The 24,765-nt window shown below is 58.0% G+C and carries 20 protein-coding genes, 1 other RNA gene and 1 pseudogene; 10 read left to right on the top strand and 12 right to left on the bottom strand.

The window, feature by feature from the left end:
- Window positions 1–132: 132 nt before the first annotated feature.
- From gcvP to PG897_RS01945, 6 genes are all read right to left on the bottom strand, one after another.
- Window positions 133–3,009: an aminomethyl-transferring glycine dehydrogenase gene (gene gcvP, locus PG897_RS01970; protein ID WP_270828725.1), complete on the bottom strand. Its 2,877-nt coding sequence runs from the start codon at window positions 3,007–3,009 to the stop codon at window positions 133–135.
- A 253-nt stretch (window positions 3,010–3,262) separates the two neighbouring features.
- Complete coding sequence (gene gcvH / locus PG897_RS01965; protein ID WP_019840407.1) at window positions 3,263–3,652, bottom strand: glycine cleavage system protein GcvH; 390 nt, start codon at window positions 3,650–3,652, stop codon at window positions 3,263–3,265.
- Window positions 3,653–3,759: 107 nt separating this feature from the next.
- Complete coding sequence (gene gcvT / locus PG897_RS01960; RefSeq protein ID WP_201881746.1) at window positions 3,760–4,857, bottom strand: glycine cleavage system aminomethyltransferase GcvT; 1,098 nt, start codon at window positions 4,855–4,857, stop codon at window positions 3,760–3,762.
- 479 nt (window positions 4,858–5,336) lie between these two features.
- Complete coding sequence (locus PG897_RS01955; RefSeq protein WP_201881744.1) at window positions 5,337–6,572, bottom strand: FAD-dependent 2-octaprenylphenol hydroxylase; 1,236 nt, start codon at window positions 6,570–6,572, stop codon at window positions 5,337–5,339.
- 88 nt (window positions 6,573–6,660) lie between these two features.
- Window positions 6,661–7,878, bottom strand: coding sequence for a 2-octaprenyl-6-methoxyphenyl hydroxylase (ubiH, locus tag PG897_RS01950; protein ID WP_201881742.1), 1,218 nt, complete (start codon window positions 7,876–7,878; stop codon window positions 6,661–6,663).
- Between the two features lie 183 nt (window positions 7,879–8,061).
- A complete protein-coding gene (locus PG897_RS01945) occupies window positions 8,062–8,631 on the bottom strand; it encodes a UPF0149 family protein (RefSeq protein WP_005299696.1) in 570 nt (189 codons plus the stop codon).
- 173 nt (window positions 8,632–8,804) lie between these two features.
- Here PG897_RS01945 and zapA point away from each other — a divergent pair, with 173 nt between their 5' ends.
- Window positions 8,805–9,137, top strand: coding sequence for a cell division protein ZapA (zapA, locus tag PG897_RS01940; protein WP_005299694.1), 333 nt, complete (start codon window positions 8,805–8,807; stop codon window positions 9,135–9,137).
- 16 nt (window positions 9,138–9,153) lie between these two features.
- Window positions 9,154–9,336: non-coding RNA, 6S RNA (gene ssrS / locus PG897_RS01935), on the top strand.
- A 153-nt stretch (window positions 9,337–9,489) separates the two neighbouring features.
- Here ssrS and emrD read toward each other — a convergent pair.
- The 3 genes from emrD to PG897_RS01920 all read right to left on the bottom strand — a co-directional run bounded on the left by emrD (window position 9,490) and on the right by PG897_RS01920 (window position 12,243).
- The gene (emrD, locus tag PG897_RS01930; protein WP_005299692.1) at window positions 9,490–10,689 is read right to left on the bottom strand and encodes a multidrug efflux MFS transporter EmrD; all 1,200 of its coding nucleotides are present in this window, start codon (window positions 10,687–10,689) and stop codon (window positions 9,490–9,492) included.
- Window positions 10,690–10,938: 249 nt separating this feature from the next.
- Window positions 10,939–11,601, bottom strand: a complete 663-nt coding sequence (locus tag PG897_RS01925) for a glutathione S-transferase family protein (RefSeq protein WP_005299690.1) — start codon at window positions 11,599–11,601, stop codon at window positions 10,939–10,941.
- 186 nt (window positions 11,602–11,787) lie between these two features.
- Window positions 11,788–12,243, bottom strand: coding sequence for a hypothetical protein (locus tag PG897_RS01920; protein WP_017765933.1), 456 nt, complete (start codon window positions 12,241–12,243; stop codon window positions 11,788–11,790).
- 202 nt (window positions 12,244–12,445) lie between these two features.
- On the opposite strand from PG897_RS01920, the gene suhB reads away from it, so the two are divergent.
- Complete coding sequence (gene suhB / locus PG897_RS01915; protein WP_005299686.1) at window positions 12,446–13,249, top strand: inositol-1-monophosphatase; 804 nt, start codon at window positions 12,446–12,448, stop codon at window positions 13,247–13,249.
- A gap of 355 nt (window positions 13,250–13,604) precedes the next feature.
- Here the strand turns inward: suhB and PG897_RS01910 are convergent, their stop codons facing one another.
- Window positions 13,605–15,236, bottom strand: a complete 1,632-nt coding sequence (locus tag PG897_RS01910; RefSeq protein WP_019840399.1) for a methyl-accepting chemotaxis protein — start codon at window positions 15,234–15,236, stop codon at window positions 13,605–13,607.
- A 377-nt stretch (window positions 15,237–15,613) separates the two neighbouring features.
- Between PG897_RS01910 and PG897_RS01905 the strand changes: the two genes are divergently transcribed.
- The 7 genes and pseudogenes from PG897_RS01905 (at window position 15,614) to PG897_RS01880 (ending at window position 22,105) form a co-directional block, all read left to right on the top strand.
- Window positions 15,614–16,546 carry a ZIP family metal transporter gene (locus PG897_RS01905; protein WP_024942773.1) on the top strand — a complete coding sequence of 311 codons (933 nt, stop codon included), beginning with the start codon at window positions 15,614–15,616 and terminating at the stop codon, window positions 16,544–16,546.
- Between the two features lie 94 nt (window positions 16,547–16,640).
- Window positions 16,641–17,399 carry a substrate-binding periplasmic protein gene (locus PG897_RS01900; RefSeq protein ID WP_024942774.1) on the top strand — a complete coding sequence of 253 codons (759 nt, stop codon included), beginning with the start codon at window positions 16,641–16,643 and terminating at the stop codon, window positions 17,397–17,399.
- Between the two features lie 107 nt (window positions 17,400–17,506).
- Entirely contained in the window at window positions 17,507–18,199 is a 693-nt protein-coding gene (gene mtnN / locus PG897_RS01895) for a 5'-methylthioadenosine/S-adenosylhomocysteine nucleosidase (protein WP_017786676.1), read from the top strand.
- Complete coding sequence (locus PG897_RS01890; RefSeq protein WP_270828724.1) at window positions 18,196–19,146, top strand: cobalamin biosynthesis protein; 951 nt, start codon at window positions 18,196–18,198, stop codon at window positions 19,144–19,146. The genes mtnN and PG897_RS01890 overlap by 4 nt, the downstream gene beginning before the upstream one ends.
- The gene (locus PG897_RS01885) at window positions 19,139–19,966 is read left to right on the top strand and encodes a cobalamin-binding protein (RefSeq protein ID WP_024942776.1); all 828 of its coding nucleotides are present in this window, start codon (window positions 19,139–19,141) and stop codon (window positions 19,964–19,966) included. The genes PG897_RS01890 and PG897_RS01885 overlap by 8 nt, the downstream gene beginning before the upstream one ends.
- Window positions 19,967–20,206: 240 nt before the next feature.
- Complete coding sequence (locus PG897_RS22570; protein WP_201885131.1) at window positions 20,207–20,920, top strand: polysaccharide biosynthesis protein; 714 nt, start codon at window positions 20,207–20,209, stop codon at window positions 20,918–20,920.
- Between the two features lie 70 nt (window positions 20,921–20,990).
- Window positions 20,991–22,105, top strand: a pseudogene (locus tag PG897_RS01880) (DDE-type integrase/transposase/recombinase).
- 109 nt (window positions 22,106–22,214) lie between these two features.
- On the opposite strand, the gene PG897_RS01875 reads toward PG897_RS01880, so the two are convergent.
- Entirely contained in the window at window positions 22,215–24,299 is a 2,085-nt protein-coding gene (locus tag PG897_RS01875) for a motility associated factor glycosyltransferase family protein (protein ID WP_226009705.1), read from the bottom strand.
- Between the two features lie 6 nt (window positions 24,300–24,305).
- Entirely contained in the window at window positions 24,306–24,605 is a 300-nt protein-coding gene (locus tag PG897_RS01870) for a hypothetical protein (protein WP_270828723.1), read from the bottom strand.
- Between the last annotated feature and the right edge of the window lie 160 nt (window positions 24,606–24,765).

The raw sequence follows: 24,765 nt of genomic DNA, 5'->3' as shown, positions 1-24,765 counted from the left end.
CCCATAAAAAAATCCGAAACCCGCCAACGGGTTTCGGATTTTGACACCTTGATAGCTCTGCTCAGCCCTATTGCCCGACCAGGCCCTGCCGATGCAGGGCCTTTTTTACCGGGTCATGCTGAGCACCTGCGCTTACTTGGCGTAGTCCTCGGTCGGGATGCAGGAGCAGAACAGGTTGCGATCGCCGTAGACGTCGTCGATGCGGTTGACTGACGGCCACAGCTTGGCGGCGCGCACGGCGTCCGACGGGAACACCGCCTCGGCGCGGCTGTAGCCACGATTCCACTCAGCGTCCATCACGTCATCCTGGGTATGCGGGGCATGCACCAGCGGGTTGTCGGCGAGGCTCCAGTGGCCGTCCTGCACCTTGGCGATCTCGGCGCGAATGGCGGTCATCGCCTCCACGAAGCGGTCCAGCTCACGCTTGGATTCCGACTCGGTCGGCTCGACCATCAGGGTACCCGCTACCGGGAAGCTCATGGTCGGCGCGTGGAAGCCGTAGTCCATCAGGCGCTTGGCCACGTCCATCTCGCTGATGCCGGACGCCTCTTTGAGCGGGCGGATATCCAGGATGCATTCGTGAGCCACCCGACCGTTGCGCCCGGAGTAGAGCACGGGGAAGGATTCACCCAGCTTCTTGGCCAGGTAGTTGGCGTTGAGGATGGCCACCTGGGTGGATTTCTTCAGCCCATCGTCCCCCAGCATGGCGATGTACATCCAGCTGATGGGCAGGATGCTGGCCGAGCCAAACGGTGCCGCCGACACGGCGCCGTTGTTGCGGCTCTCCTTGTCGGTCTTGACCACGGCGTGACCGGCCACGAACGGTGCCAGGTGTTTCTTCACGCCGATGGGGCCCATGCCCGGGCCGCCACCGCCGTGAGGAATGGCGAAGGTCTTGTGCAGGTTGAGGTGCGATACGTCCGCCCCGATAAAGCCCGGCGCCGTCAGCCCGACTTGCGCATTCATGTTAGCGCCGTCCAGATAGACCTGACCACCGTGCTGGTGAACGATGTCGCACACCTCCTTGATGGTCTCCTCGTACACCCCGTGGGTGGAGGGATAGGTCACCATCAGACAGGAGAGCTGATCCCCCGCCTCGGCGGCCTTGGCGCGCAGATCGTCCAGGTCCACGTTGCCCGACTTGTCACAGGCAGTGACGATGACCCGCAGGCCCGCCATCTGGGCGGAAGCCGGGTTGGTGCCGTGCGCGGACGCCGGGATGAGGCAGATGTCGCGATGCCCCTCGCCGCGAGACTCGTGGTACTTCTTGATGGCCAAGAGGCCGGCGTATTCGCCCTGGGCGCCGGAGTTGGGCTGCATGCAGACCGCATCGTAACCGGTCACCTTCACCAGCCAGTTTTCGAGGTCGGCCAGCAGCAGCTGATAACCCTTGGCCTGAGCCAGCGGGGCGAACGGGTGCAGCTTGCCGAACTCGGGCCAGGTCACTGGGATCATCTCGGCGGTGGCATTGAGCTTCATGGTGCAGGAGCCGAGCGAGATCATGGCGTAGTTGAGGGCCAGATCTTTGGCTTCGAGACGGTGGATGTAGCGCAGCATCTCGGTCTCGGAGTGGTACTTGTTGAACACCTCGTGGGTCAGCACGGCGTCGGTGCGCAGCAGATCCTGCGGGATGGCGTGATGGGCCTGCGCCGCCTTGTCGAGGGCCTCGATGTCCAGACCGTGCCCTGTGCCCAGGAACAGCTCGAACAGCTCGGCCACATCGCCACGGGTAGTGGTTTCAGAGAGGGAGACACCCACCGCACCATCCAGATCCGCGCGCAGGTTGATGCCGAGCCCCTCGGCCTTGGCGATCAGCGCAGCCTTGTCGGCGGTCTGTACGGTCAGGGTATCGAACCAGCTGGCATGCTTGAGGGCCACGCCCTTGGCCTTGAGGCCCAGCGCCAGAATGGTGGTCAGACGGTGCACGCGGGAAGCGATGGTTTTCAGTCCCACCGGGCCGTGGTAGACGGCGTAGAAGCTCGCCATGTTGGCCAAGAGCACCTGGGCGGTACAGATGTTGGAGTTGGCCTTCTCGCGGCGGATATGCTGCTCGCGGGTCTGCATCGCCATGCGCAGGGCGGCCTTGCCGCGGGCATCCTTGGAGACACCGATGATGCGACCCGGCATGGAGCGTTTGTAGGCATCGCGGGTGGCGAAGAAGGCGGCGTGGGGGCCACCGTAGCCCATGGGCACGCCAAAGCGCTGGGCCGAACCCAGCACCACGTCGGCTCCCAGCTCGCCCGGGGATTTGAGCAGCAGGAGCGACAAGATGTCGGCGTTGACGCAGGCCAGCCCTTTCTGGGCCTGCACCGCGGCGATGAGGGCGCGCAGATCTTTCACTTCCCCCGTGGTGGTGGGGTACTGGAACAGGGCACCGAACACCTCTTCGGCGCAGGCCTGCTCGGCCGGGCCGACTGCCACGTCAAAGCCGAAGTGGACCGCCCGCTCCTTGACCACGTCGATCACTTGCGGGTGTACGTCGTCGGCCACGAAGAAGAGGTGGGACTTGGACTTGGCCATCCGCTTGGCCAGCGCCATCGCCTCGGCGGCGGCGGTCGCCTCATCCAGCAGGGAGGCACTGGCCAGATCCATGCCGGTGAGATCCAGGGTCAGCTGCTGGAAGTTGAGCAGGGCTTCGAGACGGCCCTGTGCCAGCTCCGGCTGGTACGGAGTGTAGGCGGTGTACCAGCCCGGATTTTCCAGCACATTGCGCAGGATGACGTGGGGCACGTGGGTGTCGTGATAGCCCATGCCGATGTAGCTCTTGGCCACCTTGTTCTGGGCGGCATAGCCCTTGAGCTTGGCCAGCGCTTCCACTTCAGTCATGGAGGCACCGATGCCGAGCGGGCCCGGCCGGCGAATGGCGGCGGGGACCGTCTGCTCAATCAGATCGTCCAGGCTCTCGGCGCCCACCACGGCCAGCAGGGCGCGCAGATCTTCCTCACCCGGCCCGATGTGACGGCGGATGAAATCGGTTTTTTGCTCGAGTTCAAACAGTGACTGGGTCATTTCCCTATTCCTGATAAAAAGTCCTGATAACTAAGTGCCTGACAGCCGGCCTCGGCCGGCTTCACTCATGTTCGGCTGGCAGGGTGGCCCCTGCCGGCACCGGATGTCGCTCATAGCGACAGGGGGTCGTCTTGCGGCTGTCCGGTTGGCCGTGGGCAAACCGGGACGGACGACTTCACCCTCGCCGGCCGGCCTCCTGGCCGACGGGCATGCATACAAACGGGCCCTGCGCGATTGGCAGGGCCCGGGGGCATTACTCTTCGTCCACCACGTTCTGGTAGCCTTCGGCATCCAGCAGGTTGGCGAGCTCGCCCGCGTCATCCAGCTTGATGCGGAACAGCCAGCCGGCACCGTAGGGGTCGGAGTTGACCAGCTCGGGGCTGCCTTCCAGCTCTTCGTTGACGGCCAGGATCTCGCCGCTCACCGGGCTGTAGATGTCAGAGGCGGCTTTGACCGACTCGGCCACGGCGCAGTCATCACCGGCACTAACCTGCTTGCCCACTTCCGGCAGATCGACGAACACCATGTCACCCAGCAGCTCCTGGGCGTGCTCGGTGATACCGACCACGGCCTCGCCGTTGGCTTCGACACGGATCCACTCGTGGGAGGTGGCATATTTCAGTTCGCTCGGGATATGGCTCATTTGTGCTTCCTTTATTCACTTGGATCACTTGTCCCCGGCGCGTTCGACAGACGTTGCCGGGGCAAGGGGGTCTGGCGAAGGGCAGCCCCTTCGCCGCAATGGGGTCGTTACACCAGCTTCTGGCCGTTGCGCACGAAAGCCGGCTTGGTCACTTTCACGGTGACCAGCTTCTTGCGGATCTCCACCGAGGCCTGCTCGCCGATATCACGGGGCACCCGCGCCAGGGCAATACTGTAGCCCAGAGTGGGCGAGAAAGAGCCGGAGGTGATCACACCTTCCCGCTCTTCTCCACCGGCGGTGGTGAAGGTGACCGGCATGCCGCTGCGCAGCACGCCCTTCTCTTCCATCACCAGGCCCACCAGTTTGGGCTGGCTGCCGGCGGCTTTCTGGGCTTCCAGCGCGGCGCGGCCGATGAACTGGCGATCGCTGGGTTCCCAGGCGATGGTCCAGGCCATGTTGGCGGCCAGCGGAGAGACGGTTTCGTCCATGTCCTGGCCGTAGAGGTTCATGCCAGCCTCGAGGCGCAAGGTGTCACGGGCACCCAGGCCGCAGGGGGCCACGCCGTTGTCCAGCAGCGCCTGCCACAGATCGCACGCCTGCTCTTGCGGCACCACGATCTCGTAGCCGTCTTCACCTGTGTAGCCGGTGGTGGCGATGAAAAGCTCGCCGGCCTGCACGCCGAAGAAGGCCTTCATGCCTTCCACGGCGGCATTTTGCTCGGCGCTGAACACCTTGGCCGCCTTGGCCTTGGCGTTGGGCCCCTGCACCGCGATCATGGCGAGCTCTGGGCGCTCGGTCACGGTCACCCCGAAGTCCTGGGCATGGTGGCGGATCCAGGCCAGATCCTTCTCGCGGGTGGCGGAGTTGACCACCAGGCGGTAGAAGGTCTCGCCAAGGTAATAGGTGATGAGGTCGTCGATGACGCCGCCTTCCGGGGTCAGCATGCCGCTGTAGAGGGCCTTGCCAAAGAGGGTGAGCTTGGCCACGTCGTTGGCCAGCAGGTGTTGCAGGAAGGCTTTGACCCGCTCGCCGGTCAAATCGACGATGGTCATGTGGGAGACGTCGAACATGCCGGCATCGGTGCGCACCTGATGGTGCTCTTCCAGCTGTGAGCCGTAGTTGATGGGCATTTCCCAACCGTGAAAGTCCACCATCTTGGCGCCGGCTTCCAGGTGCTTGGGATGCAGTACTGTAGTCTGGATCATCGCTGTGTTTCCTTAAGCGTTCGCGACAACACTCACGATCCGCCCCGCCCGGCCGCCCTCCGGCGGTTCACCGGGGTCGCAGCAAGAGCAGAGAGTGCCTGAGTCTGTGCTCGTTCCGGCCCGCAAGGCCGGAGTGATTCCTTGAACGCAGCGGATTATATGCCAAGCGGACGCGCATGCCGCTCAAAAAAAACTAATCCACCGCCAGTCAACAGACTCCAGACACTAAGGTAAAAACAGTGATAAAAACAGACCAAACTCGGTAATGACGATATTAAATTTCGATTTTTACCGTTTCGTCACAATTTGGAGAAAAACGTTTCGCTGCCAGCCCAGATTAAAGGCTGATGCCCAAACCGGGTCATCAGCCTCCTCACATTAGTTTTGTTGTGAAAACACCCGAGTATTATTAGATTTTTTCACCCTTGGCCAGAGCGGGCAACTCTCCCTCCAGCCCCATGGCGGCCCGGATCATCCTCTTACTTCGGCCGGGTCGGCAAATTGTTCCCCTTGGCCAAGGCCGGCAACTCACCCTCTAACCCCATGGCGGCCCGGATCACGCTTTGCTTGAGCGGCGTCAACAGGTCGAAGGCGCACAGGCCCGCCCCGCGCACCAGCTTTTTGAGCGGGTTGGCACCGGCAAACAGCCGCTTGAGCCCCTCCATCGCCGCCAGCATGCTGGCCGCCTCGCTCTTGCGCCAGCGCTCATAGCCGCGCAGGTTGGCGAGCAGACCGATATCCTTGCCCGCCGCCTGATTGTGCAGGATCTGCTCGGCCAGGGCGGCGGCATCCAGCAGCCCCAGGTTGACCCCCTGCCCCGCTAGCGGGTGTATGGTGTGAGCGGCATCCCCTACCAGCACCAACCGTTCGCGGGCAAAGTCACGGGCATAGCGGGCGGTGAGCGGGATGGCGCTGCGCGCCCCTTCCAGCTGGCACAGGCCAAGGCGGCCGTCGAACGCGGTAATGAGCTGGCGGTTGAACTGCTCGTCGTCGCACTGACAGAGCGCCTCGGCACGAGCGGCCGGCAGCGACCAGACGATGGAGCAGAGATCCGGTTGCCACAGGGGCAGGAAGGCGAGCGGCCCCTCGGGGGTGAAGATCTGACGCGCCACCGCTTCGTGTGGCTCGGCACAACGCACCGTCGCCACCAGGGCATGGTGGCCGTAATCCCAGCTGGTGAGCGGAATGTCGGCCTGCCGACGGACCCAGGAGTGGGCACCATCGGCCGCCACCACCAGTTTGGCCGACAGCGCGCGGCCATCTTCCAACAGCAGCAGGGAGCCCGCCTCGCCGCTTTGCAGGCTGCTCGCCCGGGCCGGGCTCAGCAGCTGGATGTTGTTGGCCCCCTCGATAGCGTCCAGCAGCGCCAGCTGGATGACCCGGTTCTCGACGATGTGGCCAAGCTCAGGCTGACGCAGGCTGGCGGCATCGAAGGCGATCCGGCCAAAGCTGTCCTGCTCCCACACCTCCATCTGCACGTAGGGCTGCAGGCGGCGGGCCTCAATGCCGCGCCAGGCCCCCACCTGCTGCAGGATGCGCTGGCTGGCCAGACTCAGGGCGCTGACCCGGTTGTCCGGCGCCTCGTCAAGCGCGGGGGTCGGCAACTGGCCCTCGACCACGGCCACCTTGAGCGCACTCCCCTTGAGCGCGGCGGCGAGCCCCAGGCCCACCATGCCGCCCCCCACAATCACCACATCCACGTTTTGCATCTGCATCGTTTTATGTCCTTTCAGGGCTGATCGCCGGGATCAGCGAGGGCACGCCCGCAGGCAGACCCCTTCAATACGCAAGCTGTGACCCGCCTCAGGGGCGGCACAGGTCGGCAACAAAGCCCAGGGTGCGGGAGGCCAGCGGCGCCTTGAGGCAGTCCAGCCGCCCCATCAGGGAGAGCGCCAGGTTGCGGCCCGCCACCAGCGGGTCGTGCTCATTGGAGAAGAGCTGGGCCAGCGAGGAGGTAAGCCAGACCGTCTGCGCCTGATCCTCCTTGCGCTGCTGCCAGTAACCGTTTAGCACCTTGAAGCTGCCGATATCCTCCCCCGCCGCCAGGGCCTGACCGACGGCGCGGGTGAGCAGGTCCAGATCGCGCATGCCGAGGTTGAAGCCCTGACCGGCGATGGGGTGCAGCAGATGGGCGGCGTTGCCCACCAGCACGGTGCGCTGGGCCAGCGGGTAGTCTGCCACCGTCAGCACCAGCGGATAGACGTGGCGCTGGCCGGTTTGCAGGAAGCGACCGAGGCGCCAACCGAAGGCCTGCTGCAGGCGGGCCAGAAAGGCGGCGTCATCGAGCGCCATCAAGGCCGGCGCCTCATCCCGCGCCACGCTCCAGACCAGGGAGGAGAGCCCCCCCTGCATCGGCAGCAGGGCCAGCGGCCCCCCTTGGGTGAAACGCTCGAATGCCTGACCGGCCGGATCCTCGGCCGTCTTGACGGTGGCGATGATGGCGCTCTGGCCGTAGTCGTGACGGTTCACCGCCAGCTTGCACTGCTGGCGCACGAAGGAGTTGCCGCCATCGGCCGCCACCAGCAGACGGGTCTGATAACGCTCGCCGTCCGCCAAAGTCAGGTTCACCCCCTCCGTCAGCGGCTCCACCCGTTCGAGCTGGGCCGGGCACAGCATGCGGATCTGCGGGCAGGCGGCGATCGCCTGTTGCAACTCGATGCCCGCCGCCGACAGCTCGATCACCTGGCCGAGGGCAGACAGGCCATACTCGGCGGCCGTCAATCCGGCCTGGCCGAAGTGGCCCCGATCCGACACATGAATGCGGGTGATGGGGCTGCAATGGGGGGCAAAACGGGGCCAGAGCCCGTGCCGGGTCAGCGCCTCGCAGGTGCCGGCGGAGAGCGCGATGGCGCGGGCATCGAAGCCGGGGTGTGCATTGAGCTCGGGGGCGCTCGCCTCCAGCAGCAGGATCTGCAGGGGCTTGGGCCCTGGCAGGGCCGCGAGGGAGAGCGCCAGCACGGCGCCGCTCATTCCACCACCGACGATGGCCACATCGACGTGGTTCAGATCAGATTGAGACATGAGATCAGGGGAAAAGCTGAAAACGTAGGGTCATGCTAACACAAAGCGTGGGGTCGGGATGCGAAGCCACGGGCAAAAAAGCGCACTCCTGGCCGTCGCTTGCCGCACTGCGGCCGGCCAATGCTGGCAAACGATGCATGTAAAAAGAGCGCCACCAGGCGCTCTTTTTCGAACTTGCTCGACTCAGTGCAGGGTCGGCGGGGTGCTCGGGGCATCCGGCCGCTTGCCAAACTCTTCAAACGCCATCATGACCCCGAGGCGCACGTGCTCGTAGAGCACCAGGAAGGAGGCTTCGTTCTCTTCATCTTCCTGATCGAACTCGGCGGAGACCTGGGTGATGCTGGCGATGTCCTGGATCATCTCCTGCAGCTCTTCGGAGGCCTTGGAGAGCTCCTGCTGCACCACGCCGAAACCGGCCAGAAAGGCCTGGGACCAGTCCACCAGCGAATCGATGCGCTCGTCAAGCGGCGCCTCGTCGCTTGGCAACAGCAGCTCGACCCCTTTCTGAGCCATCAGGCTCTCGATCACCTCATGATAGAGATCGGTCATCACCTGGCGCACCGGGGCTGGCAGACCGAAACCGTCGTTGACCAGATCGTTGAAATGGGGCAGCCAGCTCTTGTCGTCCAGGGCCACACCACCGCACACCAGACCGCAGATCACGCCATGGGCCTCTACAGCCGTTGCCATCAGCTCGTGCTGTTCCATCAGGTCGGCCACGGCCGCGTATTTCAGGGGGTTCGTTTTGCTCATCGAAGATCCGCTCAAAGTTCAGGCAAATATGCAGAATTAATGGTCAGGATCCTAGCATTCTCCCCCTTCCAGAGCCAGCAAGGCCTTGAAACTTCTGCATCTGCGCTATATAGTCCCGCCCAGTTGTCCACGTGGATAAAGGCGGAATGACACTCCGCCGTATTGAGGAAGGCATGAGCACAGAGGCCGTAGAAATCGTCATTTTGGGACGTCCCTACAAGGTATCCTGTCCCTTGGGACAGCAGGATGCCCTGCGCCAGGCCGCCGACCAGCTGACTGATAAACTCATCGAGCTGCGTCAACGCTCCAAGGTCTCCAGCAATGAACAGCTGGCGGTGATGGCAGCACTCAATTTCTGCCATGAGCTCTGTCTTGAAAAAGACAAGAATCACCAATACTCTGAGACCATGGACAAGCGGATCAAGATGCTGCAACGCACCATCGAAGCGGCCTTGATCGAGCACGGACAATATGGCGAATCCAGCGACGAAGGCGTACAACCCTAACTCGCAACGTTTTTGAAATTCCCTGGGGTGTTTGTCAGCCGGTTCAAGTCCCCGAGCCGATATTCATACCAAACAGGGGATCTGCCTTCTGGCTATTGCGCATGCTCGGCACGACCGAGAAGCCTGCGGTCAGATCCGATCCCCGCCTTGAACCGACGGTTCAAGGGCCCAAACCGGCAACGGCATCTCCGGGGTACCAACAGCAAAAAGCCCGTCACCAGTGTGACGGGCTTTTTCTTTGCCTGTGCGGCAGCCCCCTCCCCCAGCAGTTTCAGTCATCCGGCATATCAGCCCCCAGCGGCGGCCCATAAAAAACCCGCCAACTCGGGCGAGTCTTTTCACATCATCCGGCTCACACGGCCATCTGCTCGTGGGGCGAACCGTGGTGGCGCAACCAGAGGAAGCTCAGCGCCACGATCAGCACCATCAGTGTCATGATGGCGCCCAGGGTCACCTGCCCCTCCATCGGGAAGCAGGCCGCCAGCAGGGTCACGATGCCGGCCCCCAGGTTCTGCATGCCACCGAGGATGGCACCGGCGGTGCCCGCCTGGCCCGGGAAGGGTTCGATGGCGCAGGAGGTGGCGGTCGGATAGAGGATACCGCTGCCGATGAAGTAGACGGCAGCCCCACCCACCAGGGAAGCGGCACTCACTATCCCGAACAGACCGGGCAGCAGGATGATGAGTGACCCCAGCGCCAGGAAGGCGATGCCAAGGCGCATCAGCTTGCCCTGGCTCAGGCGAAAACTCAGCTTGGCGGAGAGCCAGGCACCGAACAGGTAGCCGGGCAGCGGCAGCACGAACAGCACGCTGACGGTGCGGGCACTCAGCTTGAGCACGTCGCCCAGCAGCACGCCGGCGGCCGCTTCAAACACCGCCAGACCGGCGAAGGTCGCCATCAGGCAGAGCAGGTTGCCCTGAAAACGCGGGTTGCCGAGCACGTGGCGATAGGCGGCACCGACTCGCAGCGGCTGCTGACGGGCCTCCTCCGGCAAGGTTTCGACAAACCAGGCCAGTATGGCCAGGGTCGCCACGGCGCCAAAGCCGAACAGGAACCAGTAACCCGCACGCCAGTTGAACAGCTCGGTCAGCCAGCCACCCAGCACGGGGGCCAGCAACGGGGAGAAGATCACCCCCATGCTGACCAGGCTGTTGGCCCGGTTGAGCTCGGCACCGGTGTAGCGGTCGCGCATCAGGGTACGGCTCATGGCGCCGCCGGCCCCTGTCCCCAGCCCCTGGATGAAGCTGCCCGCCAGCAGCGCCATGAAACTCGGGATCAGCTGGATGGTCAGGGTACCCACCAGGAACACCATCATGCCGATGATGATGATGGGGCGACGGCCGATGCGATCCGACAAGGGGCCGTAGACAAACTGGGAGAGGCCGTACGGGATCAGGTAGCAAGCCATCACCGCTTGCAGCTGGCCGGAGGCCACGTTGAAGTCCCCCGCCATCATGGGAATGGAGGGCACGTAGAGGGTCTGGGTCATCTGGCCCACAGCGACCATCAGAATGGTCAGAAAAAACAGCGGATAAAAACTGTGCCGATACATATCTCAGTCCCGAAAAATCATCGAAAAGCTGCCCGCCTCTGGCAGAAAACCGCAGAGGGGATCCAACAAACAGGGTCAATCAAAGGTGAAAACTCAAGGCGGAGAACCCGCACCGGCCGGGAGCAGGACACTCCCATGGCTTGCCGTCATCTTAGTGATTCAGATCACGAAAAACGAACGAATCTTTATAATCAGCTTTCCTTAGTTTTTCTAATGTGACGGGGTTTTAGGCCCCGTCAACGATAAAAATCAACGCGTTACCATCTGCTGGGCCTGCTTGACCAGATCCTCCGGCTTCTCGTTGCGCGGCGGTATGGTGATCCCCTTCTGGCAGGCCGGCTTGTCGGCCATCCGGTCCATCCAGGCCTGCAGATGGGGCAGCCCCTCGATGGAGATACCGCTCCAGTCATAGATACGCACCCAGGGCCAGGTGGCGATGTCGGCGATGCTGTACTCGTCGGCCAGATACTCGTGCTGGGCCAGATGGCTGTCGAGCACCTCGAACAGCCGGCGTCCCTCCTTTTGATAGCGTTCGATGGCGGCCGGGATCTTCTCCGGGAAGTAGCGATAGAAGACGTTGGCCTGCCCCATCATGGGCCCGACCCCACCCATCTGGAACATCAGCCACTGAATGGCCTGGGAGCGGCGCTTGGGATCCGCCGGCAGCAGCTTGCCCGCCTTCTCGGCCAGATAGAGAAGAATGGCACCCGACTCGAACACCGCGAAGTCCCCGTTGTCCCGATCGACAATGGCCGGAATGCGGCCGTTGGGGTTGATGGCCAGAAACTCGGGTTTCTTCTGATCCAGCGCCGACAGATCGAGCGCAATGACACGGTAAGGCAAGCCCAGCTCTTCAAGGGCAATCGCCACCTTGAAGCCGTTCGGGGTGGCGGCGGTATAAAAATCGATCATCATGGACTCCTTGTGATTCACACATTGGCACAGGACGGATAGGGCCTCGCCCATGTCGGCCAGAGAAACGCTGCGGGATGGACAACATGGACATCCCCCGGCCTGAACATGACGAAGCGGCACAATACCGGTCAGTTATGACAAATATTGTGCCGCTTGAACAGCCCGGCGCAGGGAAGGAAGAGCCTAGTTGCACAGCCCCATGGGTTGACGCTGGCGCAGCAGAATGAGGCGGGAAAGCAGCGGGAAGTAGGACTCCAGCTTGTTCAGCAGCACCCGGCTGCAGGCGGGATCGGCAAGTTCAGACTCTTCCAGCACGATGCCGTTGGAGACAAAATAGAAGCGCGGGTCCCGCACATCCGGCCCCTGAATGGTGAGAGTACCGTCTCCCTTGCGCATCAGCAGCGGCAACACCGGCAACCCGAAGGTGTCGCTGTTGCGCTGCCAGGCAAACTCGGGCCAGGCCGCATCCCCATCCAGCAGCAGGATGGCCGCCTCTTCCTTGCCAGGTTGCCAGTGGGATGGCTGGGTAATGGTTAGCTCGTTGAAGTAGTCGCCGTATCCGGTCGAGTTCCGCAAGGCGGCCAGCAAACCCTGGGTGGAGGTTGCCGACGGTTTTTGACTCACTAATGACAAATTCATGATCCACGTCCCTATGCTCAAGGCAGCCTGTTATTCGGCTGCTGCCCATAAGACTAGACCAAAAAGAGCCTATATTGGAGCCGTCAGATCTGGCAGTCGCCAAGGCCGGAGCGATAACGTATAACAGTTGCCATTGTCGAAAAGACTGGTATGATACCGCGTCCTTTTATTCCCCCGTTCTTTAACATCCAGTGGTGAACCTATGCATCCGATGCTGAATATCGCCGTGCGCGCTGCGCGCAACGCCGGTCAAGTAGTAGTAAAAGCCTTTTCTCAACCCGAGAACATCGAGGTTATCCAGAAGGGCAGCAATGACTTCGTGACCAACGTTGACCGTGAAGCCGAAGCGGCCATCATTCACACCATCAAAAAATCTTACCCGGAACACAGCATCGTGGCTGAAGAGTCTGGTGAGATTGCCGGTACCAATCCGGACTACCAATGGATCATTGACCCACTGGATGGCACGACCAACCTGGTCAAAGGCATTCCGCACTTTGCCGTCTCCATCGCCCTGCGCGTCAAGGGCAAGACCGAACAAGCCGTGATCTACGATCCGATCCGTGACGAGCTGTTCACTGCCACCCGTGGCAGCGGCGCCCAGCTGAATGGCTACCGCATCCGTGTCGGCAAGGCCAAAGAGCTGGCCGGCACCATCCTGGCCACCGGTTTCCCGTTCAAGCAGAAGCACCACATCGAGCCGTACCTGAAGATGTTCCAGAGCATGTTCATCGAGTGTGCCGACATCCGTCGTGCCGGCTCCGCCGCGCTGGATCTGGCCTATGTGGCTGCCGGTCGCGTCGACGGTTTCTGGGAAATCGGCCTTAAGCCCTGGGACACCGCTGCCGGTGAGCTGCTGGCCAAAGAGGCCGGTGCCATCGTCACCGACTTCGTCGGTGGTCACAACTACGAGAACTCCGGCAACATCGTCGTGGCCAACCCGCGTGTCCTGAAAGAGATGCTGGGCAAGATCCGCGAAGAGCTGCCGGAATCCCTGGCCAAGTAAGCCAGCACTACCCGCACTCATCAAAACCCGGCTCAGGCCGGGTTTTTTTATGACCTTTTCATGACCATCAGCCCATCGACGCTGACAAGCAAATCCCTGCCAATGCGCATTGCCATCGCTCCTCTGCCCCTCATGGCCAGCGCTGTCCCGACTGGCGAGATCGTGAGCGTCACTGCCGCCTTGTGCGACGTCAATGCTCGATACCAACCGCAGGCCTAGAGTCGTGACCCATCCCTGTGCTCATGCCTTGAGATGAAGGAGCAACAAAAACAGTTAACCCGGCCGAAGCCGGGTTGACTGTTTGCCTGCAGCAACAGGCCATGACACGGCACCCTGTCTGGTGCCGATACAGCTATTACGCCAGGCGGAAGCGGCCTATGGTCTGACGCAGACCGGCAGCCAGCTGGCTCAGCTCCAGGCAGGCACGGGCGGTATGATCGGCCCCAACAGCGACCTCGTTGGAGGATTCGTTGATCCGCTCCACGTTGCGACCCAGCTCATCGGAGACCGCGTCCTGCTCGCCGCAAGCGCTGGCGATCTGAATAGCCATGTCGGCGATCTGGGCCACCGCTTCTTCAATCTGCTGGATGCCGTCGCTGGTCTGCTCGCTCTGCTCCACGCACTGGCGGATCATCTCGCAGCTCTGGCCGGTCACCTCTTTGGCCTGGTTGGCACGGGCCTGCAGGGTTTCGATGATGGCGACGATCTCGCCGGTGGACGCCTGGGTGCGACCCGCCAGGGTGCGCACCTCGTCGGCCACCACCGCAAAGCCGCGGCCCTGTTCGCCGGCACGGGCCGCCTCGATGGCGGCGTTGAGCGCCAGCAGGTTGGTCTGATCGGCGATGCCGCGGATCACGTCCACCACCACGTTGATCTGGGCGGATTCGCGCTCCAGCTCGGTGACCAGGGTACCGGCCTGCTCGATCTCCTCGGCAACCCGGGTGATGGCCATCAGCGAGCTCTGCACATCCTGATTGCCGCGGCGTGCCAGGGCATTGGCGGAGCTGGCCGATTCAGACGCCGTCTCGGTGTTGCCTGCCACATCGGCCACGGTGGCCTTCATCTGGGCCATGGCGGTGGCAACCAGCGAGATCTCCTGCTGCTGGCTCTGGATCCCCTGTGCCGACTGCTCGGAGACGGCGCTCACCTCTTCGATGGCGGCGCCCAGCTGGGTCACGGCCGCCACAACCTCTTCAATCAGACCGCGCAGGTTGTCCTGCATCTTGAGGGAGGCCTTGGCCAGCATGCCCAGCTCGTCACGACCGATGTGCTGGCGATCCAGCTGATGAGTCAGATCGCCGGCGGCGATGGCGTTGGCCTGGGCAACCACGGCCTGCAGCGGCAGGCAGATCTGGCGGGTCAGGAACCAGGTCATGGCCACCATGAACAGCAGCAGGCTACCGATGCTCACCATGGCAAAACTGGTCACCATGTTGACACTGTCAAGCAGGCTGCCGCGGTTCTCTTTGACGAAGCCGAGGTTCACTTCCACCAGGCCATTGACCGCCTGTTCCAGCTCGCCATAAATGGGGTTGGACTGGAACAGCTGCACCTTGGCCTGCTCCAGCTGGCCCTGTGCCAGCAGTTGATCCACCAGATTGACCGAGTTCAGGTAGCGTTGCCACGCCTGCTTGGCGCCGTTGAACACCTGACGCTCATGGGCGGCACCGACCGTGGCCTCATAACCCCGGAAGGCCTGCTCGACTTTCTGGACGTTGGCCTGGATGCGGCCGCGACGCGCCTGCAGATCGGTGGCGTCATCCACCATCAGCAGGGCAAACTGGGCGCGGCGCACGTAGGATACGTCGTAGAGCAGGTTCTCGACCGAGAGTACGCTCGGCAGGGTGGAATCGGTAAAATTCAACACGCGATCGCGCACGCCGCGCAGTTCGCTGGAGAGAAAAATACCGAATATCACGTTGACGGCGGCAATGACCGCAAAGACCACGGCAATCTTTTTGCCGATAGACAGATTTTTGTAAAACATGGTGGCTGGTGATCCTCGACTGCTGACAAGCAGGTGCACAGTGGCGATCACATCCGTATGAACTGGTAACCCGGGCTTTCCTGACGGGAGATGGGACGTTGCGAAAGACCAAGGGAAGGGTGGGTTTCGCGAGGGCGGCACTTTACCACAAACCTGCCTACTCCTTCACCAGCTTTCGCCGCAACAAAGCAAGTTGTTTTTCCATACAACCAGATCTTCGTCACAAATTATTCAAGACGACCAAATCATTTCAAATAGTTAGCCGATGAATGCAATCGATGTCCCGGCATGGACAAGTGAGGCCCGGCTCGCTGTAATGCAAGAGTCCCCGGATGGCGCCGCGCCATTCCTGCCGTCAAGCAAAAGAGGTGATCTTCATGGATAACGCGTCAGCCCTGCCCCTTTCCTCCTGGTCAGCCCAGCTGCGCGAGCAGCTGCGGGCACGCCCGGTGATCGCCATCGGCCTGTTCGTTGCTTTAGCGGCCGTCGTGCTGTTGCTGCTGCAAAGCCTGGTGATGCTGGCCGCCGGCGACATCAGCCCTGGCGTTCGCTACGGCCTTATCGGTGGCCTGGCCGGCTTTGCCGCCACCGCACTTGGCGCCCTGCCCGCCCTTTTTCTGCGCTCGGTTCCGCAACGGGTAGAAGACAGCATGCTGGGCTTTGCCGCCGGCATGATGCTGGCAGCCAGCGCCTTCTCCCTGCTGCTGCCGGGGCTCGAGGCGGCAGAGGGGATCACAGGCGACGGCTTTCTCGCCGCTGCCGTGGTGGTAGTCGGCATGACCCTCGGGGTACTCCTGATGCTAGGGCTCGATCAATTCACCCCCCATGAACACGACAAGACAGGCCCCTGCGGCCCCGGTCACGAGAGCTGCTCCCGGGTCTGGCTGTTCGTGTTTGCCATCGCCCTGCACAACCTGCCGGAGGGAATGGCCATCGGGGTGAGCTTCTCGCAGGGGGACATGTCGGTGGGCCTGCCGCTCACCACCGCCATCGCGTTGCAGGACATTCCGGAAGGGCTGGCGGTGGCACTCGCCATGTGCGCTGCCGGTTTTCGCCCCGGCATGGCCGTGCTGGTTGCCATCGGCAGCGGCCTGCTCGAACCGCTCGGGGCCCTGCTCGGCGTCAGTCTCTCCAGCGGGATGGCCATCGCCTATCCCATCGGCCTCGGGCTGGCCGCCGGCGCCATGCTGTTCGTGGTCTCCCACGAGGTGATCCCGGAAACGCACCGCAACGGCCACCAGACCCACGCCACCCTGGGCCTGATGGCTGGGTTTGCGCTGATGATGACTCTGGATACGGCACTTGGTTGATAAGGTTCTGATATATGGCGTAATGTTTCAGCACTAACGCCGCGACATCCGCAGGCAACGCCGCATTTTCCCACACATCGAGGGCCAGCATGACATGATATTCCGGGTGATGGTGCAGGGTTGTCTGCTGGCAGTCACTCACCGGGCCGTCAACGCCACCGAAATCTATCGCACGGCGGCGCAGCCCGAGTCCGCTCCCAAATACACCCAGATGGCGGATGGCTGCATCGGGGGGCTCTGCGTCGAACTGTTTCGATTGATGGAGCAACAGGAGCCTGCCCTGCGCATCGAGGGGGATCAGCACTTTATCCCCCTCAAGCGACTGGAAAAACGGGTGCGCTTTGGCCAGCTCGACTTCCTCTGCGGCGTGGGCGACAATCCGGTCCGCCGCAACCACTTCCTCTATCTGCAGCCCCCCATCTTCACCGTACGCTACCACCTGGTGGTGCGCAGCGACGACCCGATCGAGATCCGCCACTGGGACGACGTCAGGGCCCTGGGTAATGCGGGGATCATCCTCGTCAATCACGGCAGTGGCGCCATCGAACGGCTGCAGGCCATACAGGGGCTCATCATCGACAGCGGCGGGAGCAGCAGCGCCGCCAACTACGACAAGCTGCTGATGAAGCGCGGACGCTTCGTCTACTACCGCTCACCCGGTATCGAAGCCGATCTGCAGCGCCATCACCTGAGCGACCAGATCCGCATCCTCCCCACCGCCATGGAGACCATCCCCTTCTATATCCTGTTTTACCAGCGCACCTCCCCTGCCCGCCTGGCCCTGTTTACCAGCACCCTGCAACGGTTGGCGGACCGCGGCGAGCTGGCCAGATTGGCCGAGCGCTACCCTTGAGTGGACCTTCCCACCCGCCAGCATCGGAATGCTCGGCGCCATCGCCAACTTTTGTTATGATCCACAACAACTTATTCGGCCAACTGGCCATCAAGACGAGGTGAGTGATGAAAGTAGGTATTATCGGCGCCATGGAACAGGAAGTGGCCCTGCTGCGCAGCCAGATGAGCAACCCGACCACCCTGCAACTGGGCGGCTGCGAGTTCTATCAGGGCACCCTGGCAGGCAAGGAGGTGATCCTGACCCGCTCCGGCATCGGTAAAGTCGCCGCCAGCGTCGCCACCAGCCTGCTGCTGGAAAAATTCGCCCCCGACTGCGTCATCAACACCGGCTCTGCCGGCGGTTTTGCCCAGGACCTGCACATAGGTGACGTGGTGATCGCCAGCGAGATGCGCTTCCACGATGTCGACGTGACCGCCTTTGGCTACGAGATGGGCCAGATGGCGCAGCAGCCTGCCGCCTTCCCCTGCGACGAGAAGCTCATCGCCGTCGCCCAAGCCTGCATTGCCGAACAGGGCAAGCATCAGACCAAGGTCGGCCTCATCTGCACCGGCGATCAGTTCATGTGCAAGCCCGACGCCATCGCCAAGGCTCGCGCCGACTTCCCGCAGATGCTGGCGGTCGAGATGGAAGGGGCCGCCATCGGTCAGGTGTGCCACATGTTCAAGGTGCCCTATCTGGTGGTGCGTGCCATGTCCGACATCGCCGGCAAGGAACAGGTTGAATCCTTCGATGCCTTCATCGAGGTGGCCGGCAAGCACTCCGCCGAGGTGATCATCAAGATGCTCGGCAAGCTGTGATCACACTCAGCTCTCTGGAACAGATGGCCGCCACTCCGGCGGCCATTTTGCTCGGGGCCGCGCTGCTGGAGGCCATCGTGCCCTGGCCGGCCCACTATCGGCTCTCCGCCGTCGTGCCCCTGCTGACCCGGCTGGGTCACAAGGTGTGTCGCCCCGATGGCACCCCCGGTCAGCAACTGCAGGCCGGCCTGCTGGTCATGCTGATTGTCTGGCTGCCGTGCGCCGCCGGACTCTGGGCGGTGCGCAACCTCTCGCTCTCGGAGCCGCTGTTCGACCTGCTGTTTCTGCTGCTGATGCTGGAATCGCGCCCGTTGCGGGAACTGGCCCGTGCCACTCGCGCGCTGACAGACCAGGATACCTTGGTGGTGGCCCGGCTGCAGGCGGCCCCCTGGCTCAGACGAGATACCGGTAAACTCTCCCTGATGGGGCTTGCCAAGGCGGTCAGTGAAAGCTGCGCCCTGCGCCTGATAGGACAATGGGCCGGCCCGCTGCTGGGGTTCGCCCTGGCGGGTGTGCAGGGGGCCCTGATGTGGCGCCTCGCCCAGCTGATGAACCAGGGCTGGAGCCCGAAACTGCCAGCCTTTGCCCACTTTGGCCGGGCCGCCGCCGTGCTCTACCAGGCCCTGTGTACCCCTGCCATCTTGTTGTTGGCGCTGCCCTTGTGCCTGACCCAGCTGCGCAAGCTGGCCAGCCGGTTGCGTACAGCCATGCTCTGGCCCTACCCCGCCATGGGAATACTGCTGGCGCTGCTCTCCGGCTCGCTGGGCTGCAAGCTCGGTGGCCCCCGTTACTATCAGGGCAGCTTGTTCCGTTTTCCCGTGTTTGACGCCGCCACCGAGCCGGATGCAGGTACGGCCCTGCGCCTGCTCAACCGTCTGCAACAAGCCGGTTGGGGCTGGCTGGCGCTGGCATTGCTGCTCACTGTGCTGGAGCAGCTGCATGGCTAGATGGCTCACCCTGCTCTGCCTGTTGTGCATGTCACCCGTCCTGCTGGCTGGCACGCCTGCACGCATCGTCAGCCTCACCCCCCACCTGACCGAACTGCTGTTTGCCATCGGCGCAGGGGATCGCATCGTGGCTACCGATGATGCCTCCGATTATCCGCCCGAGGTCAAGCGCCTGCCCCAGGTGGCCAACTACCGCAGCATCAATCTGGAAGCCCTGCTGGCCCAGAAACCCGACCTGATCGTCGCCTGGCGCTCCGCCCAATCCCGCATGCTGGCCCCAATCGAGCAGTTGGGGATCCCGGTGTTCTATTCAGAACCGACCGACTTTGCCTCCCTCGCCACCGAGATGCGGGCCTTGGGAAAAACATTGAGGGTGGAACAAACCGCCAATGCCGAGGCCGACGCCTATCTCGCCCGCCTGGCCGCCCTTGGCCAGCGCTACGGCAAACCCAAGCATATCAAGGTGTTCTACCAGCTCTGGTATCCACCGCTGACCAGCGTCAGCGGCAACGCCTGGCCCGCCCAGGCCATCGAGCTGTGCGGCGGGGAGAACCTGATGGCGGATGCCCGCACTCCTTATCCCCAGGTCAGCCTGGAGCAGGTGATCAAGGCCAATCCGGCGTTGATCCTGGCAGGGAGTCAAGACGCTGACGCCCTGCGCCACTGGCAACAGTGGCCCATGGTGGATGCCGTTCGCCACCAGCGTCTGCAACTCATCAACTCGGATGAGCTGCACCGTTTCACCCCGAGAGCACTCAATGCGGTGGAGCAGATATGTCAAGCAATCCAGACCTGCATGCAAACTCGCGATTCTTCCTGATAGCTAACTCTGATTAGGACATAACGATTTGCCGGCTTGAGACCCCTATCATTCACACTGTTTTGTGAAAAACAGTCAACATTATTCCAAAATGCGGGTATTCTTCTTGTTGGAATATAATGAATCTACTGTTTGTATGACTAGATGCCACAATAAAATGTTACTATTCACAGGCAGTACCAGCTCGTTTGGACAAACATTGGTCAAAACAGCACAGAAACTTTATAAACATAAACGGAAATAACCATTATTCAATCTCGTGACGAACTGAAGTCGCTCGAAGTAACGCGGAATCCCAACAACTCCTCAATGTATTTTATTGGTGATCTAAGAGATAATAGCCGGCTCACCAAGTCAATGTGTTGCATCTATTATGTGGTCCATGCAGTAGCTTTGCAACAGGTTACAGCTGCTGAATACAACCCAGTAGAGTGCATCAAAACCAATGTTCATATTGCTGAAAACTCATCTAGGACGCAAACCCAATCCATTCCTACGGCGCCACTGCCGGCATCCAATAAATCCTTCATGACAGCAAACTATATTACAATTATACATTATAATCCTACCAGTTTTGTCATAACCCACTATGGCGATATGGTCAGTTATAGTTGTTCTATCGCCCCATTATTTCAAAGAAGATGGGCTAGTGCGAAGATACTTTACCCACCATCAATTAGAAAAATGACCCGCGCCTATATCACCTTGCATCAAGGGATATACTTCATGTTGAATAATTCTGATCGCATGAAGGTGGAAGAATTTTTGTTCCAAGATTGCCATTGGTCCGTATCTCGGATCTTACCAGTGCTACGGCGCCAAACCTGTCACATAAGATCATCGATATTCATTCCGAGGAAAATTTCACCAAATAATGTTCCCAAATGGGGACCATTATTACGCGTTCGAGTTCGACGACTTCTTCGTGATTGGTCCGACCATCAACTTCAATAATTGTAACAATGTGGACTGTCCCCACCCTAGTAGACGATCCAGCCCTAGAGTTTTAGCATAAGAGGGGCGTATGGGCACTCCACGATTTACACCTGAATTTTAAATAAAAAGCCGTGCGTTAGATAACTGCTCTTGGTTATTCAATGAGTAGAAATCTATGACTTGCTGGAGATTTCTGCACACAGTTTTTATAAATGGCTGAGGGCCATCAAACCGGATAATAGTGAGTAGCATGCTCGAGACTTACTGGAAGAAAAGAGTGAGGTCCTGAGGCTATGGGTACAGTTAAAATGCACCAAAGAAAAGTGGAATATACTGAAAAGGTCGCTCAGAAATTTACAAGAGAGCCCGACTGAAGTATCGTTTTATTAGCGAGCACGCTCTGTATGGGGTGTCATGACAATGTGTCTGGTAATAAATGTCGCTTGGGCTTATTTTTATACATAGCAGCACCATTCGATGCTATTCACGTGTTCAAAACAACCTGCCCCCAGAAACACTCATTCGTGACCCACACACTTTAGGCCGCCGTGTATGGCTATCGCTAGATTGATGGCAACCTGAATGAGTACGGCAAAACCTGTGGTAAAAACGGGTGGGATAGCTTATGCAAATAAATCAGATCACAACGGTTTTCGGCTATAAATAGCCACGTAGGGTATCCCGTAGATCTTCCACCGCTGCACCTAATTGTATACAGCGATAAGTTATTTTTATATGGGTAAATCAGGTTTGGTTACCAATACCACCTATATCCGCACTTGATTTGGCTGGCTGTATCTGGCTATAGTTATAGATATTTTCACTTGTAAAATGGTGGTCTGGTGGATAAAACAGATCCTTTCACGCGAGTTCGCGTTGGGTGCACAGCTGATGGCCGAATGACAGCGTAAACCAGACAGCAAGGTCATCGTGCACTCTGGGGCCAGAGTAACTAATATGATAGTGACGACTAGCAGCCTTTCTGCCAGGCCAACAACCTAGCACCAATTATGAGCCGACGTGACAGCTGGACAATGCGGTAGCTGAATCGATCTTCAGTTTGCAGAAAAAAGATCGCATTAGAAATGCCGCTACCATACTGATAATATCTTAGATTACATTGAAATTTTCTTAACGGGGTTCTAAGGTACAACCACGTTAGTTGCTGTCAGCCGGGAGGCCTTTGAACAGGTCTCGTCGTGAGGATAGGATGTATCTACCGTTGTGAGGTAAACCCATCCTTATTCAGTACTATACTATTCTGAACAGCAACTTAGGTATCAAACCAGCAGATTATATGTCGTTAAAACTGTCAGTCATGCTTAAAAACATTCAAGCCTGTAAAATAATTATCATCGACATTTTCAAAAGCATTACAATATAGGTCGCAAGCCTCAACAAAAAAAGAATCTAATATTTTCAACGCCTGCTCAACCTTCTCCTTAAATAGGCTATCCTCAACCTCAATGATAATTAGCATTAGTGTAATAATATTGGCATAAAAATAATTCAATGAACCAATTAGCACTCTGTATATGTGTCTTTCTCTGGTACGCCCAATATAATACAAATAATCATGGTGTTTTTGCATCAATGATAATATATCATTGAAATCTCTAGATACATCATTCCAGTCCTTTCTGAACATATCCATCAAATCAATAAACAATGGTTTATTTAGTAGGATGTCAAAATCTAGATTGCTGGCATCAAACTTGATAAACCCACAATCAAAAATATTATCAACTATCTTCTTTTTATCTATTTTTCTTGAATGAAGGTTAAGCATTTCCGCATGAAGAGGAATTGCTCCATCAATATATATCCCATCGCTACAATTCATACACATAGTATTTTTAAATTCACTAATGAGTTGGGACATTCTGTATGCTGAAAGAGAAAACAACCTATTGGTATAGGCTACACCGCCAAAATTTGCAGGGGATAAAAATGCATCTTCTACATGTGATTTAATTTTACTTTCTTTTTTATCATTATAGTATAGACTTAATAGTGAGTGATGGGTTTCTATATTTTTATAGCCATTGTCAATACCAAACAAGTATACATTTTTAAACCCTAACAACAAGGCATAATTTAAACCTGAATTACCAACAAAAGGATTGGAATAATCTAGAGTATCATATTTCTGTTCTGATAAAGCCGATAAGTATGTATAAATAGGCTCATCTGCTTTAAAAGCTAAGCCTGTTTTTCTAAAAAACTTCTTACAATCTGGATGAATGACATCAACACTTAAGAAAGCCATCTCACGCAAGTAGTTTCGTGCATTCATTATGTCTAGAAAGTCAGCTGAACTTTTGGTTCTTTCAACTGCAACATATATATCAGCCTGAATTCCTTCTTTATAAAGTGCACTAACTGCAGAACCACATGCAATAATAATTACTTGATCTGATAGATTTTTAATAAAATTTATGTTTTTATCTAAAGAAGGTCCATTCCCAACAACAAAAGCTGGTATATCTTTCAAAAAAGACATATCTCTTTCTTTTTTTAAGAAAAAATCTTCATTTAATAGATGGATACGACTGTGAGCCAATGAATATATATTGTCATCGAAGAACCCCCACCCACTCCTGAGTAAGTGAAACTCCTTCTCAACCCTAGCAACCAATTTGTTTATTTTATCTGAATTGTAATGTGCGAACGAAAAATATGCTGATGACCAAAATGCGCCTTTACTACTCAGGGCATTAATCATATCTCCTACAAGGAGGTTCTCATCAACACCTAGGAATATATGCAAACTTATTGATTCCCTACTCATGAAATCAAGAAGAGCACTCCAGTCAAAACAAAAAAGAGAAGCATAAAATATATCTAAGTCAGGCTCAAAAGCAAAAAGATTTTTTATCTTAAACTTTTCATACAAATATCCAAGCTGATAACCAAGGCCTATACCATACATGACTACCATTGGTATATCAAAGCCAACAAACTTATTTAAAGTCATATCACAGCGTGTTATATCTGGTTTCAAATCAGCAATGGCATTGTTATATTTAATATGTATACGACCACCAACGAACCAGTCCTTTACAAAATTAACGCATTGTAACTTATTGTGTTGAAATATATATTTAACTTGTTCCTCAGCATCTTTAAATGGCTCATTACCATAGAGAGCCTTATTTTCTGATAACCAGAGAACATTTGGCTCTCCATTTTCAGTACAAAAAAATCGAAATGCACGTTCGGGTACATAATCTTTGAAAAAATTATATATATCTGGCATGTATTTTTCTAATGCCATCATATTCAGTTCATAACGAACTGGTAGTACATCGAGCATAGCAGCTTCCTGCTCTTTCTGGCGCTCGAGACGGGTTAACTCACTTTCTATTTCATTAATTTTTTTATTAAAATCCATCATAGATCACTAACCTAGATTCAGCTTGTAAAGATAAGATGCTCGACCTGCTTTTGAAATTTTCAACAAAGCAGCTTCAGTCTGGTTCTTAGTATTTTCTACTTGTTTATAGATAGATTGAAATTCTAACAATGCTTGCTGCTGCTCTATGTCAATCACAAGTTCTAATTTAGCATTCTGAAAAAAATCATTAAACATTTCTAGGTAACGATCAATTAACAACTCAGCTGCATTAACTTCCCCATTTTCCAATAAGGTCAGCAACTCTCGACCTACTGTCATTAATTCAGGGAAACGGTTATAGCTCATTTTGTCTACCAATATGTTGTTGAGCTAAAGCCTTTTCACGCATCTCGACAGGTATAGCATCCCAACCGCTTTTAATGGTCAGCCGGGAATTCAGATAATAAGTGCGACACTCATGGATGAATGGCGAGAGGTGGCCAACTGCTGATTGGTGGTACCCTTC

The organism is Aeromonas sp. QDB20, assembly GCF_027707805.1.
Taxonomy (GTDB): domain Bacteria; phylum Pseudomonadota; class Gammaproteobacteria; order Enterobacterales; family Aeromonadaceae; genus Aeromonas; species Aeromonas dhakensis.
The sequence above is the reverse complement of the archived record's forward strand: the minus strand, read 5'-3'. Positions and strand labels throughout refer to the sequence as shown.

Bases quoted from the DNA above. Each gene is read 5' to 3' on its own strand.
- emrD (WP_005299692.1), bottom strand. From the start codon at position 10,689: ATGTATCGGCACAGTTTTTATCCGCTGTTTTTTCTGACCATTCTGATG.
- PG897_RS01945 (WP_005299696.1), bottom strand. From the start codon at position 8,631: ATGAGCAAAACGAACCCCCTGAAATACGCGGCCGTGGCCGACCTGATG.
- gcvH (WP_019840407.1), bottom strand. From the start codon at position 3,652: ATGAGCCATATCCCGAGCGAACTGAAATATGCCACCTCCCACGAGTGG.
- PG897_RS01910 (WP_019840399.1), bottom strand. From the start codon at position 15,236: ATGTTTTACAAAAATCTGTCTATCGGCAAAAAGATTGCCGTGGTCTTT.
- PG897_RS01925 (WP_005299690.1), bottom strand. From the start codon at position 11,601: ATGATCGATTTTTATACCGCCGCCACCCCGAACGGCTTCAAGGTGGCG.
- suhB (WP_005299686.1), top strand. From the start codon at position 12,446: ATGCATCCGATGCTGAATATCGCCGTGCGCGCTGCGCGCAACGCCGGT.
- PG897_RS01900 (WP_024942774.1), top strand. From the start codon at position 16,641: ATGATATTCCGGGTGATGGTGCAGGGTTGTCTGCTGGCAGTCACTCAC.
- PG897_RS01905 (WP_024942773.1), top strand. From the start codon at position 15,614: ATGGATAACGCGTCAGCCCTGCCCCTTTCCTCCTGGTCAGCCCAGCTG.
- zapA (WP_005299694.1), top strand. From the start codon at position 8,805: ATGAGCACAGAGGCCGTAGAAATCGTCATTTTGGGACGTCCCTACAAG.
- PG897_RS01870 (WP_270828723.1), bottom strand. From the start codon at position 24,605: ATGAGCTATAACCGTTTCCCTGAATTAATGACAGTAGGTCGAGAGTTG.
- PG897_RS01875 (WP_226009705.1), bottom strand. From the start codon at position 24,299: ATGATGGATTTTAATAAAAAAATTAATGAAATAGAAAGTGAGTTAACC.
- ubiH (WP_201881742.1), bottom strand. From the start codon at position 7,878: ATGTCTCAATCTGATCTGAACCACGTCGATGTGGCCATCGTCGGTGGT.
- PG897_RS01885 (WP_024942776.1), top strand. From the start codon at position 19,139: ATGGCTAGATGGCTCACCCTGCTCTGCCTGTTGTGCATGTCACCCGTC.
- mtnN (WP_017786676.1), top strand. From the start codon at position 17,507: ATGAAAGTAGGTATTATCGGCGCCATGGAACAGGAAGTGGCCCTGCTG.
- gcvT (WP_201881746.1), bottom strand. From the start codon at position 4,857: ATGATCCAGACTACAGTACTGCATCCCAAGCACCTGGAAGCCGGCGCC.
- gcvP (WP_270828725.1), bottom strand. From the start codon at position 3,009: ATGACCCAGTCACTGTTTGAACTCGAGCAAAAAACCGATTTCATCCGC.
- PG897_RS01955 (WP_201881744.1), bottom strand. From the start codon at position 6,572: ATGCAGATGCAAAACGTGGATGTGGTGATTGTGGGGGGCGGCATGGTG.
- PG897_RS01920 (WP_017765933.1), bottom strand. From the start codon at position 12,243: ATGAATTTGTCATTAGTGAGTCAAAAACCGTCGGCAACCTCCACCCAG.